Source organism: Rathayibacter sp. AY1F8, from assembly GCF_002932165.1.
In the GTDB taxonomy this organism is placed as follows: Bacteria; Actinomycetota; Actinomycetes; order Actinomycetales; family Microbacteriaceae; genus Rathayibacter.
The window spans coordinates 33,854-47,084 of record NZ_PSVB01000002.1 but is presented as its reverse complement, the minus strand read 5'-3'; the positions used below and the strand labels follow the sequence as shown (position 1 = coordinate 47,084).

Sequence of the window (13,231 nt, the reverse complement as noted above, 5' to 3'; positions counted from 1 at the left end):
GGTCGTTGGAGGGGTCAGACCGTCGCGACGAAGAGCGTGCCCCGTCCGGTGACGGCGAGAGCGCCCTCCGACGGGGTCACGAACACGCTGCCGCCGCGCTCGACGCGGACCGAGCCCTCGGCGCCCTCGAGCGAGAGCGAGCCCTCGGTCGCGATCGCGATGGCGGGCCCGTGCAGGGCGACGCGGGCCGGCTCCTCCGACTCGGGCTCCACGACGGCGAGCACGAAGTCGGGGACGTCCGGACGGTAGACGCGCACGCCCGGCCCGGCCTCCTCGGCCGGGAGGTAGGGCACGGGCAGCGGCGAGAACTCGAGCACGCTCACCAGCTCGGGCACGTCGATGTGCTTGGGCGTGAGGCCCCCGCGCAGCACGTTGTCGGAGGCGGCCATCAGCTCCACGCCCGTGCCCGCGAGGTAGGCGTGGATGTTGCCGGCGGGCAGGTAGAGCACCTCGCCGCGGGCGAGGCGGACGCGGTTGAGCAGGAGCGAGAGCACGATGCCGGGGTCGCCCGGGTAGCTCTCGGCCAGGTCCCGGACCGTGGTCGTCTCGAGGCGGTCGTCGCCCGTGGACGCCGCGACGACCGCGGACACCAGCGCGGCGACCTCGGCGCGGTCGCCGTCGGCGAGCAGCCACGACACGGCGCCGCGGAGGACCTCCGAGCCCTCGAGCGTCCGGGCGAACCGCGCGATCGCGGCCGCCTCCTCCGCCGGGGCGCGCCCGGCCAGCTCGGCGAGCAGCGCCCGGGCGTCCGCCGGCTCGCGGAAGCCGCAGAGCGCGTCGAAGCTCTCGCTGAGCGCGTAGATCAGCTCGGGCTTGTGGAACGGGTCCTTGTAGTTGCGATCGGCGGCGTCCCGCGGGATGCCGGCCTCCTCCTCCTCGACGAACCGGCGCCGGGCCCGCTCGGACGAGGGGTGGGCCTGGAGCGACAGCGGCCCGCCCGCGGCGAGGATCTTGAGCAGGAACGGCAGACGGGGAGCGCCCGAGACCGGATCGACCGACCCCTCCACTCCGGCGAGCGCCGCCTCGGGGTGCTCGGCGATCCACTCGGCGAGCGTGCCGGCGCCGACCGAGGCGGGGTCGAGGATGCGCGCGGGCGAGCCCGGGTGCGCGCCGAGCCAGAGCTCGGCCTCGGGGGCGCCGGAGGGCGCGGTGCCGAGGGCCTCCGAGATGCCGGTGAGCGAGCCCCAGGCGTAGTCGCGGGGGGTGTTGCCGATCGGGATGAACACGGGAGCGCTGGCCTTCCGTCCGAGGGGTGGGTCCGAGCCGCTCAGCCGGACGCGCCGGGGCCGCTCCGCTGCGACGCTAGCAGGATCCACAACGCGGGCCCGGGAGGAGGGCCCGCCTGTTGGTGCTCTCCGCCAGAGGACGCGGCACTCGCAGGCGCGCTTCGTACGCTGGGAGTAGCAGCACTGTCGCCGTCGGAGCGGTCGCCGTGCCGCATCCGACGAGCGAGGGAGCACAGAGCATGGACAGCACGACCTTCGAGACCCTGGGGGCCGACTTCTACGGGTTCGAGGCGGCGCTCACGCCCGCCGAGAAGGAGCTGCTGGTCGGCGTCCGCGCGTTCCTCGAGGAGCAGGTGCGGCCGATCGCCGACGAGTACTGGGAGCGCGCGGAGTTCCCGCGGCAGCTGATCCCCGGGATCCACGCCACCGGCGTCATCGGCCTCTCCTGGCCCGAGACCCGCGCGATCGAGAACTCCGCCGTGTTCCGCGGCTGGGTGGCGCTCGAGCTGGGCCGGGTGGACGCGGGCATCGCGACCTACGTCGGCGTGCAGAACGGCCTGGTGATGGGCACGGTCGGCGTCGCCGGCTCCGAGGAGCAGCGCGCCGAGTGGCTGCCGAAGCTCGCCTCGGGCGAGGTCGTCGGCGCCTTCGGCCTCACCGAGCCGCACTCCGGCTCCGACTCCGCCCAGGGCCTGCGCACCACCGCCCGCCGGGACGGCGACGACTGGATCCTCGACGGCGAGAAGCGCTGGATCGGCAACGCGACCTTCAGCGACGTGACCGTGATCTGGGCGAAGGACGCGGAGGACGGCCAGGTGAAGGGCTTCCTCGTCCCCACCTCGACGCCGGGCTACCGCGCCACCGCCATCGCGCGCAAGCAGAGCCTGCGCACGGTGCAGAACGCCGACATCGTGCTCGAGGGCGTCCGCGTCCCGGAGTCGCTGCGCCTGCAGGGCGCGAACTCGTTCCGCGACACCGCGAAGGTGCTCCGGCTCACCCGTGCCGAAGTCGCCTGGCAGGCCATCGGCGTCGCGATCGGCGCCTACGACGCGGCGCTGCGCTACGCGAAGGAGCGCGTGCAGTTCGGCAAGCCGCTCGTCGGGCACCAGCTGGTGCAGGACCTCCTGGTCAAGAGCATCGGCAACATCACGGCCAGCATCGCCCTGGCGACCCGCGTGTCCGAGATGCTCGACGCAGGCGAGCAGCGCGACGAGCACTCCGCCCTCGCGAAGGCCTACGCGACGGCCCGGATGCGCGAGACCGTCGCCTGGTGCCGCGAGGTGATGGGCGGCAACGGCATCGTCCTCGACTACGGCGTCGCCCGCTTCTTCGCCGACGCGGAGGCCCTCTACTCCTACGAGGGCACCCGCGAGATGAACACGCTGATCGTCGGCCGCTCGATCACCGGCGCCGCTGCGTTCGTCTGAGCCTCCCCGGCCGGGGAGGGTGCGGCGGCGCGCCCGGCACGCCGCCGCGCCGCCCCCGCTCCCTAGACTGGTCGCCATGATCCGACGCGCCGCCCCCGCCGCTCCCCGAGCGCTCGCGGTGGCGGTGCTGGCCGTGCTGCTGGCCGGCCAGTCGCTGCGGAACCTCGCCGGATGGTGGGGCTGGGGCGTCGTCGTCGCGGTGCTCCTGGGCGCCTCGATCGCCGTGCTCGTCCGCGCCCGCCCCCGCCTGCGCTGGGCCCGCACGCCGAAGTCGCTGGTCCTCTTCCTCGGGCTCGCGGTGCTCTCGCTGCTGTGGTCCGCCTATCCGGGAGCGAGCGCGATCGGAGTCACGGCGCAGCTCGCGACGACGCTCGGCGGCGTCGTCCTCGCCGTCACGCTGAGCAGCCGGGAGCTGCTCACGGCTCTCGGACGGGCCCTGCGCCTCTCCGTCGGCCTGTCGCTCCTCTTCGAGCTCGTGGTCGCGGTCGTCGTGCGGCAGCCCGTCCTGCCGTTCGGCGTCGAGCCTCCCGCCGACGGACCGACGCCCGACGCCTTCTACTGGTCGCAGGCCGCCCTCTTCACCGGCGAGCCCGTCCAGGGGATCGTCGGCAACCGCAACCTCCTCGGCTTCCTCGCCCTGCTCGGCCTGATCGTGATCGCGATCGAGCTGGCGGCCCACTCGATCCGGCGCCGGTGGGGAGCGGTCTGGGTCGCCCTGTTCGTCGCGACCCTCCTGCTCACCCGCTCGGCGACCGTCCTGCTCTGCCTCGTCGCCGTCGTCCTCGCGGCCGCGTTCGCGCTCTGGGCTCGCCGGAGGGGCGAGTCCCGCCGGCGTCCCGTCTACCTGACCGCCGCGGGGCTGGCGGTGGCGGCCGTCGCCGGAGGCGCCGCGGGCTGGGGCGCCCTCCTCGGCCTGCTCGGCAAGAGCGAGGACGCCACGGGCCGCCTCGGCATCTGGGACTCGGTGATCGCGCTCACGCTGCAGCGTCCGGTCCTCGGCTGGGGCTGGGTCAGCTACTGGGCTCCCTGGGCCGCCCCGTTCGACACTCTCGCCGAGCGCAAGGGCGTGCTCTACCTGCAGGCCCACGACGCCTGGCTCGACGTCGCCCTCCAGCTGGGAGCGGTCGGCCTCGTCCTCTTCGCGGCGCTCGCCGTCTCGACGCTGTGGCGCTCCTGGTTCCGCGCGGTCGACCGCCCGCGGCGCGACGCGACCTCGACCCTCCCCTACACGGCCGTCAGCCTCGCTCCGCTGCTGATCGTGGTCGCCCTCCTGGCGCAGTCGCTGTTCGAGAGCCGGATCCTCATCGAGGGAGGCTGGCTGCTCCTCGTCCTCTTCGCAGTGCAGACCAAGCGGCCGGCGAGCGAGACGCCCGAGGTCCTCGCCGCGACCCCGCTCCCCCTCGCCGACGCCTCCCCGAGGCGATGAGGCCCCGCCGCCCCTCGCTCCCCGCCTCCGTCGCCGACGCGACGGCGTCCCCGCAGTTCGCGGCGGCCCTCGCGCAGACCACTCTCGTCACCGTCCTCTGCGCTCCGGCGGTCCGCGGACTCCTCGGCTGGCCCGGCTACATCGCCGCCGTCGCCACGCTCACCGCCCTCGCCGCGGTCATGCTCGTCCTGCGGCGCGGGCGGCTCGACTGGGAGGGCCTGCTGCCCACGAGCATCCTGGTGTTCCTCGGCTGGATCGCGCTCAGCGTGCTGTGGAGCGACTACACCTGGGCCACGGTCTCGAGCGTCGTCTACCAGTTCGCCCTGGCGTTCCTGGCGATCGCGATCGGCCTCACGCGCGACATCATCCAGATCATCCGCTCGGTCGGCGACGTGCTGCGGGTCGTGCTGATCGCCTCGCTGGCCGTGGAGGTGCTCTCGGGGGTGCTGATCGACCAGCCGCTGCGCTTCCTCGGCGTGGAGGGCCTGCTCGCGGTCGGCGGGCCGATCCAGGGACTCGTCGGCACGCGCAACCAGCTCGGGCTGGTCTGCCTGCTGGCGATCGTGACGTTCTCGGTGGAGCTGATGACCCGCTCCGTCGCCCGCGGGCCGGCCGTCGCCTCGATCGCCCTCGCCGCGGTCACCCTCCTCTTCACGCGCTCCGCCGTGAGCGCGGGCGTGCTCGCCGTGGCCGTCGTCGTCGCCCTCGCTCTGCGCTGGGTGCGCCACGGCGACGGCACCCACCGCCGTCGGCGGCAGTTCGCGGTGCTCGGCGTCGCCGCCGCGGCCTCCCTCACCGTGTGGCTCCTGCGCTACCGGGTGATCGAGCTGCTGAACGCGGGCAGCGAGTTCGAGTTCCGGCTGCGGCTCTGGCAGCAGGTCTGGCGCTTCACGGACCTCGCTCCGATCGTCGGCTGGGGCTGGGTGGGCTACTGGCGGCCCGACCTCTACCCCTTCACCGCCATCGACTACCTCTCGGGCCGCCCGCACTCGTCGAGCCTCAACGCGCTCTTCGACGTGGCCCTGCAGGTCGGCGCGGTCGGGGTGGTCCTCTTCGTCGTGCTGATCGGCCTCGCGCTCTGGCGCTCCTGGCTGATCGCCTCCGAGCGCATGGCGGTCGTGCACGTCTGGCCGGTGCTGGTGCTGACCGTGCTGATGGTCACCGCGCTGGCCGAGAGCTCGATCCTGCTCGACGCCGGCTGGCTGCTCGTGGTGCTCTGCGCGATGCGCGCGGCCCAGGGACTGAGCTGGCGCCGGCTCCTGCACCCGCGGGACTGACCGGACTCCTCAGCGCCCGCGCCGCCGCGCCACCTGGCGGAGCACGGCGAGGTGCTCCTCCCGGCAGCGCTCCCAGCTGAAGGACCGGGCACGCTCGACGCCGAGCGGGCCGAGCTCGCCGGTCCGCTCGATCGCCTCGAGGATCCCGTCCGCGATCGAGCGCGGCTCGAGCGGATCGACGTAGACCGCGGCGTCCCCGCAGATCTCCGGGAGCGAGCCCGCGTCGGAGGCGGCGACCGGGCATCCCGACGCCATCGCCTCGATCGGCGGGAGGCCGAAGCCCTCGTAGAGGCTCGGGAACGCCAGCACCGCGGCTCGGCGGTAGAGGTCGGCGAGCTCCTCCGGAGTGACGTGGCCGCGCCACTCGACGAAGTCCGGCAGCGGGCCGAGGCGGTCCAGATCCCCTCCTGTCAGCACGAGGCGGAGGGCGTGCCCCTCCTCCCGAAGCAGGCGCACCGCCTCGAACAGGCGGGCGTGGTTCTTGTGCGGCCAGGCGCGCGCCGGGTAGAAGACGAAGTCCTCGCGTGTGCCCAGATTCGCGACGAAGCGCCGGGTGTCCACGCCGAGATGCGACACGTGGATCTGCTCCTCCGGGATGCCCAGCAGCTCGACGATCCGCCCCTTGGTGAAGGCGCTGATGGTGATGACCGCGTCGGCGCGGCGAGCGGTCGCCTCGTAGGCGAGCCGGCGGAAGACGCGCTCAACGCGGGGGAAGAGGTGCGGGAGGTCGCGGTGCTGCAGATCGAACAGCATCTGCACGTGCCCCTGCCGCCGCGACGGCCACGGGAGCGGGACCGTGAACGGGAAGTAGAGCACCGCGTCCCGGCCCAGGCGCCGGCGCAGGCGCGGCGTGCGCAGGAGCGCCTGGAGCATCCCCACGGCCCGGCGGCGGTGGCCCGCCCCGCTGACGACCCCCTCGGCCACGACCTCGGGCACGCCCTCGCTGAAGCCGCGCGCGTTCTCGGGGACGAGCACCTGCACGTCGGGCCCCTCCTCCCCCGGCCGCGGCGCCAGGAGGCGCGTGAGCGCGCGCGCGTAGGTCTCGCCGCCGCCCATCCCGCCCGGGTAGACGGTGAGCACGGCGAGCGTGACGGGGCGGAGTTCCGGCATGGCGTCCAATCGGTCCGAAGCCCGGCCAGGATACCGGCGGGCCGCACCGCTCCCGGCGCCCGGCCGTGCCCGTGGGTAGTATGTGTCCCGCTGTCATCGACCCCGACGAATTGGACCACCACGTGCCCCGCGCTTTGATCACCGGAATCACCGGCCAGGACGGCCTCTACCTCGCCGAGCTCCTCCTCTCGAAGGGCTACGAGGTCTTCGGGCTCGTCCGCGGGCAGAACAACCCCAAGTACGAGCTGGTCCGCCGCACCGTGCCCGAGGTGACCCTGCTCACCGGCGACCTGACCGACGTGTCGAGCCTCGTGCGCGTGCTCGCCGCCGCCCAGCCCGACGAGGTCTACAACCTCGGTGCGATCTCGTTCGTCGCCTACTCGTGGGAGAACGCGTCGCTCACCACCGATGTGACCGGCAAGGGCGTGCTCAACATCCTCGAGGCGACCCGCCTCTACGCCGGCTCCGACATGTCGCGCGTGAAGTTCTACCAGGCCTCCTCCTCCGAGATGTTCGGCAAGGTCCAGCAGGTCCCGCAGAGCGAGGAGACGCTGCTCTGGCCGCGCTCGCCCTACGGAGTGGCCAAGGTCTTCGGCCACTACATGACCATCAACTACCGCGAGTCGTACGGCATGCACGCCTCCTCCGGCATCCTCTTCAACCACGAGTCGCCCCGCCGCGGCCCGGAGTTCGTCACCCGCAAGATCAGCCTCGCGGTCGCCCGCATCAAGCTCGGCCTCCAGGAGACGCTGGAGCTCGGCAACCTCGACGCGAAGCGCGACTGGGGCTTCGCCGGCGACTACGTCGACGCGATGTGGCGCATGCTGCAGCAGCCCGAGGGCGACGACTACGTGGTCGCGACCGGCGAGACCCACGAGATCCGCGAGTACCTCGACATCGCCTTCAACCACGTCGGCATCGAGGACTGGACCCCGTACGTGACCCAGAACCCCGCGTTCATGCGTCCCGCCGAGGTGGACCTGCTGATCGGCGACCCGGCGAAGGCGCGCGATGTTCTCGGCTGGGAGCCGAAGGTCTCGTTCCCCGAGCTCGTGGCGATGATGGTCGAGAACGACCTCGCCGAGCAGTCCGCGCTGATCAAGTAGTCATGCCTGCCGCTCTCGTCACCGGAGCGAGCGGTCAGGACGGGGGCTACCTCGTCGAGCGCCTGCTCGCCGACGGCTGGGAGGTCTCCGCGCTCGTGCGCGGGACCGACGACGCCGCTCTTCCCGCCTCCGTCCGCGCCTTCGAGGGCGATCTCCGCGACGCCTCCGGCCTCGGCCGTATCGTCGCGGAGGCGCAGCCGGACACGGTCTTCCACCTCGCCGGCCTCTCCTCCGTCGCGCTCTCGTGGAAGGAGCCCGTGCTCACGGCGGAGGTGACCGGCACCGCGGTCGCCGCGCTCCTGGAGGCCTCGCTGGCGCTCCAGGAGTCGGCGGGCCGGGAGGTCCGCTTCGTTCAGGCCTCGTCCTCCGAGATCTTCGGGGCCGCGACCGAGAACCCGCAGACCGAGCGGACCCCGATCCGCCCGGTTTCGCCCTACGGAGCCGCGAAGGCGTTCGCGCACCACCTCGTCGCGGTCTACCGTGGCCGCGGGCTGCACGCCTCGTCCGGCATCCTCTACAACCACGAGTCGCCTCGACGGCCGCTGGGCTTCGTCACCCGCAAGATCACCGCCGGAGTCGCGGCGATCGCGACGGGCGCCGAGTCGGTGCTCTCGCTCGGCAATCTCGACGCGCGCCGCGACTGGGGCTGGGCCCCCGACTACGTGGACGCCCTCGTGCGCGCCTCGCGCGCCGAGGAGGCGGGCGACTACGTCGTGGCGACCGGAGTCGCGCACTCGGTCCGCGACTTCGTCCGTGCCGCCTTCACCGCGGCCGGCATCGACGACTGGGAGCAGCGGGTCACGATCGACCCGCGGTTCGCGCGCCCCGTGGACGCCCCCGAGATGCGCGGGGACGCCTCCCGGGCCCGCGAAGTGCTCGGCTGGGCGCCGACCGTCAGCTTCGAGGAGATCGTCGCCCGCATGGTCGAGAACGACCTCGAGCTGGCGCGCCGCTCCGACTGAGCCGCGCCCACCGCGTGCAGAAGGCCCCCGCTCCTGGAGCGGGGGCCTTCTGCACGCGGTGGGTCGAGGACGCCTAGGCGGTCGCGTCCGACTGCTCGGCCCGGCCCCGCTCGTCGACGCCCTCGCCCTCGACGAGGTACGACCAGACGCGGGCGGCGTACTCGTCCCAGGTGCCGCCGTCGATCGCGAGCGCCTTCGCCGAGAGCCGCGCGTGCAGCTCGTCGTCGGTCAGCAGCCGCTCGAGGGCCGCGGCGATGTCGTGGTCGTCGTGCGGATCGACGAACAGCGCGCCACCCGAGGCGGAGACCTCGTGCATGCTGCCGAAGCCGGAGGTCACGACCGGGGTGCCGACCGAGATCGACTCCACGATCGGGAGACCGTAGCCCTCGTTGATCGAGGGGAACACCGTGCACCGGGCCAGGCGGTAGGCGCTCCAGAGCAGCGCGTCGGTGATCTTGGAGAGCGAGCGGACCGGACGGCCCTGGCCCTCGAGGACCTCGAGTCGGTACTCGAACTCGGCGCTGCTCCAGGCGTTGCCGCCGATGAAGACCAGGCTGAAGCGCACGCCCCGGCGCCAGAGCAGCTCGGCCGCCTGGAGCACAGCCAGGTGGTTCTTCCGTGGCTCGTGGCTGCCGACGCAGACGACGAGCGGGAGGTCGCCGGTCACCAGCGAGCGCGCGGCGGTGGCCAGCTCCTCGTCCGAGACGCTCTCCGGCTGCGAGGGCAGCAGGATCGGCCGGATGTCCGGCCCCTGCATCCCGACGCTGCCGAGCATGTGGCGCCAGCCGGAGTACTCGGTCGCGGCCGCCTCGGAGATGGTCGCGATGCGGTCCATGTGCGACACGGCGACGAGCGTGCGCGAGAAGGCGGCGCTGATGCCGGTGCTCGCCGTCTCGGCGGTGGTGACCGGCACGCAGTCGAAGCCGATGGTGCCCGTGCGGTTGCCGCTGAACTCGGCCAGAGCGGAGACGCGCGACGTCCGCTCGTCCTCCACGGCGAGCTCGGGCAGGAGGTAGGTGCCCTGCCACGGGACGATCACGCGGGAGCGGTCCTCGGCGGCGTCGGGCACGTCGCCCGAGACGGCGTTCCGGCTCTGCTCCGGGGTGAGCATGACGAGCGACTCGTGGGTCGAGTCCCAGCCGGCGAGCAGGATCTCGTGGTCGCGCGTCCAGCGGACGAGGCTCTGGCGCACCACGCGCTGAATGCCCGTGGCCAGCCCCGTGCGCGCGGTGTGGTGCACGTCGACGACGACCGCGCCGACGACCACCTCGACCTCGGGGTGGTGGAAGCGGGCGAAGACCCGGTTCGAGGCGATGGTGGACGCGGCGTGGGTGAGCAGACCGGCGGTGCCGTCCAGCCGGGCCCGGCGACGGCCGTCGACGACGTCCTCCCGGCGCGGGAGCGTGCCGCGGAGGACGGCGAGCACCAGCCAGACCTCGCGGTCGGTGGGGGCGGGCAGCAGAACGCTCAGCTGTCCGGTGAGGGCGTCGACGCTGCCCAGCGGCTCCACAGTGGGGGCCAGGGTGCGCACCAGGGTGGCGAGACGGTCGACCAGGTACTGCTTAGAGCGCACGGGGCGCCTCCTCGTGCTCGATGAGGGCCGAGGGGCCGATCAGGGCGGCCCACAGCTCCCGGGCGTAATCGTCCCAGGTGCGCTCGGGCCGCTCGGCCGCCTCGAGGCGGAGCTCGTCGACGAGCTCCGGCGACGTCAGCAGGCGGCGCATGCCGTCGGTGATCTCCTCGTCGGACTCCGGGTCGATCAGGACGCATCCGCCGTGCTCGGCGATCTGCGCCGTGCTGCCGTAGCGCGAGGTCAGCACGGGGAGCCCGATCGACAGCGCCTCGGCGACCGGCAGGCCGTACCCCTCGTGCAGCGACGGGAACGCCAGGAACAGCGCCTCCCGATAGCTCGCGATCAGGACGTCGTCGTCGGCTCCGCGGAGCACCTCGACCGGGCGTCCGGCGGCGACCAGCTCGCGCACGCGGGGATCGAAGACCTGGTGCGCCCACGGGTTGGCCCCGCCGATGAAGCGGACGCGGAAGCGCAGGCCCTCGCGCCAGAGGACCTCGGCGGCGTGCAGCACCGCGAGATGGTTCTTGCGGGGCTCCTGGCTGCCGACGCAGAGCACGAGCGGCAGGCCGGACGCGCTCCGGCCCTCGGAGCGCAGGCCGTCCGGGAGCTCCACGGGCAGCGGGACCGGGACGACGGTCGGGCCGGTGAGGCCCTGAGCGGGGAGCGCTCGCACGAAGCCCTCGAACTCCAGCGCGGCCGCGGCGCTCACCGTGGCGACGCGCTCGGCGTGCTTGACCACGGAGAGGAAGTTGACGAAGCGCACCGTCTCCTCCGGCGGCACCGTGTCGGCGCTGACGACGGGGATGGCGTCGTGGCCGAGGACGACGACCTCGTTGCCGGAGTACTCGGCGAGGGCCGCGAGCGGCCCGCACTGGTTGTAGTCCGGCACCGAGGGAATGACGACGACGCTGCGGTAGGGCACGACGAACTCGATGCGCTCCGGATCGCCGTGCTCCCAGTCGCGCCGCCCGGCGGAGGACCAGTCGACGACGCGCTCGTGCTCGATCGCGCTCAGGCGCCGGAAGGACATCGATCCGTGGACCCAGGCGACCGGGACGATCTCGTGCTCGGCGTCCCAGCGGGACACGGTCTGGCGCACGACCCGCTGGACGCCGGTGTTGTGACCGTGGCGGGCGGGGAAGTCGACGTCGATCAGGACGGCCCCGGTGACAACCTCGACACGGGCGTCCAGATCGGCGAACCCGGTCGCGGTGCGGGAGCCCGCCTCGAGGAAGATGCGCAGCGCCGCCTCCTCGGGGGCGAGCTCGAGGGCGCGGCGGAACCAGTCGAACAGCTCGCTCGTCGGGTACGCGGCCGTGAACGACACCAGCGCGACCCAGGTCAGCTCGTCGTCCTGGCGCGAGCGGATCTCGCGGGCCACCTCGTCGAGGTACGGGCCGGGCCCGCGGGTGCGCAGCGAGGCGCGGCGCTCCTCGTCGAAGAGGAGCGCGCCGATCTGCTCCAGGCGCTGCAGCATCGCCTCCGTGCGGTGGGCGCGCGCGGCGGCCGCGCCGGCGGCCGAGACCTGCGACCGGTCGCTCATCGCGCCCGACCGGACAGGCGGCGCTTCACGAAGCGCGCGCTGTGGCCGACGGCGCCCGACAGCCCGAGCTGCTCGACGCGGATCTGGAAGGTGCGCACCAGGCGGAGCGGCTTCGTCACCCGCCAGGAGAGGGTGCGTTCGAAGCCGGAGGCGGTCACTCCGCCCACCTGGATCCGCTCGACCCACTCGTCGAAGGGGTCGTTGAGGAGGGAGTCGACCTGCGCGCGCAGGCGGGCGAGCTCCTCGTCCGGGGACTCGGGCTCGGCGAGACGGGGCTCGATGGGAGCCCCGGACGTGCGGGCGGGCTCGGCCGGGACGGCGGCGGGAGCGGCGTCGCCGACGGCCGACTCGAGGCTCGGGTCGGGAGCGGGAGGAGCGTCCTCGCCCGTGCCGCCGAGGACGGGGGCGGGGTCCCCAGCGCTCTGCGGCGCCGGGTCCAGGGGGACGTCGGATGGCTGCGTGGGCATGGCGAACACCTCGTTCGTGTCGTTCAGTCGGCGAGCGGGAGCAAGACTACCCGCCATGCGCCGCGCACCGGCACGCCAGCCAGGGGGCTCCAGGGTGGGCCGCACGTATAATGATGCGGTCCGTCGCCCGGCGGAGGCCGAGAGCTTGGAGTTCCATGCCCAGCAAAGCTGTGGATCGCGCGCGCGCGATCGCCGACGAGCCGTTCCAGATCGCCGGCACCACGTCGGCCGTCGGCGGCGGCTCGGGCGGCTTCGTCGCCTCCCTCGCCGAGATCCTGCGGCACCGCGAGCTGCTCCGCCTGCTCGTCGGGCGCGAGCTGAAGTCGCGCTACAAGGACAGCAGCCTGGGCTTCGTCTGGAGCCTCGTCCGGCCGCTGATCATGCTCCTCATCTACTACGTGGCGATCGGCCAGATCCTCGGGGCCTCGCGCGGCGTCCCGAACTTCGCGATCTTCGTCTTCTCGGGGCTCACCCTCTGGGGCCTGTTCAGCGAGATCGTGACCGCGGGCACCACGTCGATCCTGGGCAACGGCGGACTGATCAAGAAGGTGTACCTGCCGCGGGAGATCTTCCCGGTGGCGGCCATCGGCTCGGCCCTGTTCAACTTCGGCGTGCAGTTCGTCGTCCTGATCGCGGGAGCCGTCCTCACGGGCTCGCTGATCTTCGGCGTCCAGCTCCTCTATATCGTGCCCGCGCTGGCGATCGTGCTCGTGTACGGCCTCGCGCTGGCCCTGGCCCTCTCGGCCCTCAACGTCTACCTCCGCGACGTCCAGTTCCTCGTCGAGGTCGGGCTGCAGATCTTCTTCTGGCTCTCCCCCATCGTCTACGCGTGGAACTTCGTCGTCGCCGCCTCCACCGGAGCGGGCCACGGCTGGGCCGAGCAGCTCTACCTGATCAACCCGATCTCGAACGCGATCCTCGCCTTCCAGCGCGCGATCTGGGGAGACGGCTCGCGCGTCAGCATCATCGACGGCAAGGAGATCGCCCCCCAGGTGTGGCCGCCGGACATGGAGCTGCGCCTTCTCATCGTCCTCGTCGTCGGGCTGGTGTTCGTGTGGATCGGCCACCGGATCTTCCGCCGCCTCGAGGGCAACTTCGCCCAGGAGATCTGATC

The 13,231-nt window shown here is 73.0% G+C and carries 11 protein-coding genes; 6 read left to right on the top strand and 5 right to left on the bottom strand.

From position 1 onward, the window contains the following. Window positions 1–14: 14 nt before the first annotated feature. Window positions 15–1,226: a mannose-6-phosphate isomerase, class I gene (gene manA / locus C5C35_RS01860; protein WP_104262435.1), complete on the bottom strand. Its 1,212-nt coding sequence runs from the start codon at window positions 1,224–1,226 to the stop codon at window positions 15–17. Between the two features lie 239 nt (window positions 1,227–1,465). Here manA and C5C35_RS01855 point away from each other — a divergent pair, with 239 nt between their 5' ends. The 3 genes from C5C35_RS01855 (at window position 1,466) to C5C35_RS01845 (ending at window position 5,356) form a co-directional block, all read left to right on the top strand. After that, window positions 1,466–2,653: an acyl-CoA dehydrogenase family protein gene (locus C5C35_RS01855; RefSeq protein WP_104262434.1), complete on the top strand. Its 1,188-nt coding sequence runs from the start codon at window positions 1,466–1,468 to the stop codon at window positions 2,651–2,653. A gap of 76 nt (window positions 2,654–2,729) precedes the next feature. Then, window positions 2,730–4,079 (top strand): O-antigen ligase, encoded by a 1,350-nt coding sequence (locus tag C5C35_RS01850; RefSeq protein ID WP_104262433.1) that lies wholly within the window; start codon window positions 2,730–2,732, stop codon window positions 4,077–4,079. Next, window positions 4,076–5,356, top strand: a complete 1,281-nt coding sequence (locus C5C35_RS01845) for an O-antigen ligase (protein WP_104262432.1) — start codon at window positions 4,076–4,078, stop codon at window positions 5,354–5,356. Before C5C35_RS01850 ends, C5C35_RS01845 begins: the two co-directional genes overlap by 4 nt. Before the next feature lie 9 nt (window positions 5,357–5,365). On the opposite strand, the gene C5C35_RS01840 is transcribed toward C5C35_RS01845, so the two are convergent. After that, window positions 5,366–6,466: a glycosyltransferase family 1 protein gene (locus C5C35_RS01840; protein WP_104262431.1), complete on the bottom strand. Its 1,101-nt coding sequence runs from the start codon at window positions 6,464–6,466 to the stop codon at window positions 5,366–5,368. A gap of 122 nt (window positions 6,467–6,588) precedes the next feature. Here C5C35_RS01840 and C5C35_RS01835 point away from each other — a divergent pair, with 122 nt between their 5' ends. Further along, a complete protein-coding gene (locus C5C35_RS01835; RefSeq protein WP_104275317.1) occupies window positions 6,589–7,572 on the top strand; it encodes a GDP-mannose 4,6-dehydratase in 984 nt (327 codons plus the stop codon). A gap of 2 nt (window positions 7,573–7,574) precedes the next feature. Then, window positions 7,575–8,534, top strand: coding sequence for a GDP-mannose 4,6-dehydratase (locus C5C35_RS01830; RefSeq protein ID WP_104260494.1), 960 nt, complete (start codon window positions 7,575–7,577; stop codon window positions 8,532–8,534). Window positions 8,535–8,607: 73 nt separating this feature from the next. Here the strand turns inward: C5C35_RS01830 and C5C35_RS01825 are convergent, their stop codons facing one another. The 3 genes from C5C35_RS01825 to C5C35_RS01815 are packed head-to-tail and all read right to left on the bottom strand — an operon-like array spanning window position 8,608 to window position 12,117. Further along, a complete protein-coding gene (locus tag C5C35_RS01825; protein WP_104262430.1) occupies window positions 8,608–10,107 on the bottom strand; it encodes a glycosyltransferase family 1 protein in 1,500 nt (499 codons plus the stop codon). Beyond that, on the bottom strand, window positions 10,097–11,650 hold the full coding sequence (locus C5C35_RS01820) for a glycosyltransferase (protein WP_104232816.1): 1,554 nt from the start codon (window positions 11,648–11,650) through the stop codon (window positions 10,097–10,099). The genes C5C35_RS01825 and C5C35_RS01820 overlap by 11 nt, the downstream gene beginning before the upstream one ends. Beyond that, the gene (locus tag C5C35_RS01815; protein ID WP_104223152.1) at window positions 11,647–12,117 is read right to left on the bottom strand and encodes a hypothetical protein; all 471 of its coding nucleotides are present in this window, start codon (window positions 12,115–12,117) and stop codon (window positions 11,647–11,649) included. Before C5C35_RS01815 ends, C5C35_RS01820 begins: the two co-directional genes overlap by 4 nt. Before the next feature lie 155 nt (window positions 12,118–12,272). On the opposite strand from C5C35_RS01815, the gene C5C35_RS01810 reads away from it, so the two are divergent. Further along, on the top strand, window positions 12,273–13,229 hold the full coding sequence (locus C5C35_RS01810) for an ABC transporter permease (protein WP_104262429.1): 957 nt from the start codon (window positions 12,273–12,275) through the stop codon (window positions 13,227–13,229). Window positions 13,230–13,231 lie beyond the last annotated feature (2 nt).

What these genes read in the sequence shown, in the direction of transcription:
- C5C35_RS01855 (WP_104262434.1), top strand. Translation starts at nt 1,466, where the DNA reads ATGGACAGCACGACCTTCGAGACCCTGGGGGCCGACTTCTACGGGTTC.
- C5C35_RS01850 (WP_104262433.1), top strand. Translation starts at nt 2,730, where the DNA reads ATGATCCGACGCGCCGCCCCCGCCGCTCCCCGAGCGCTCGCGGTGGCG.
- C5C35_RS01845 (WP_104262432.1), top strand. Translation starts at nt 4,076, where the DNA reads ATGAGGCCCCGCCGCCCCTCGCTCCCCGCCTCCGTCGCCGACGCGACG.
- C5C35_RS01840 (WP_104262431.1), bottom strand. Translation starts at nt 6,466, where the DNA reads ATGCCGGAACTCCGCCCCGTCACGCTCGCCGTGCTCACCGTCTACCCG.
- C5C35_RS01830 (WP_104260494.1), top strand. Translation starts at nt 7,575, where the DNA reads ATGCCTGCCGCTCTCGTCACCGGAGCGAGCGGTCAGGACGGGGGCTAC.
- C5C35_RS01820 (WP_104232816.1), bottom strand. Translation starts at nt 11,650, where the DNA reads ATGAGCGACCGGTCGCAGGTCTCGGCCGCCGGCGCGGCCGCCGCGCGC.
- C5C35_RS01815 (WP_104223152.1), bottom strand. Translation starts at nt 12,117, where the DNA reads ATGCCCACGCAGCCATCCGACGTCCCCCTGGACCCGGCGCCGCAGAGC.
- C5C35_RS01810 (WP_104262429.1), top strand. Translation starts at nt 12,273, where the DNA reads ATGCCCAGCAAAGCTGTGGATCGCGCGCGCGCGATCGCCGACGAGCCG.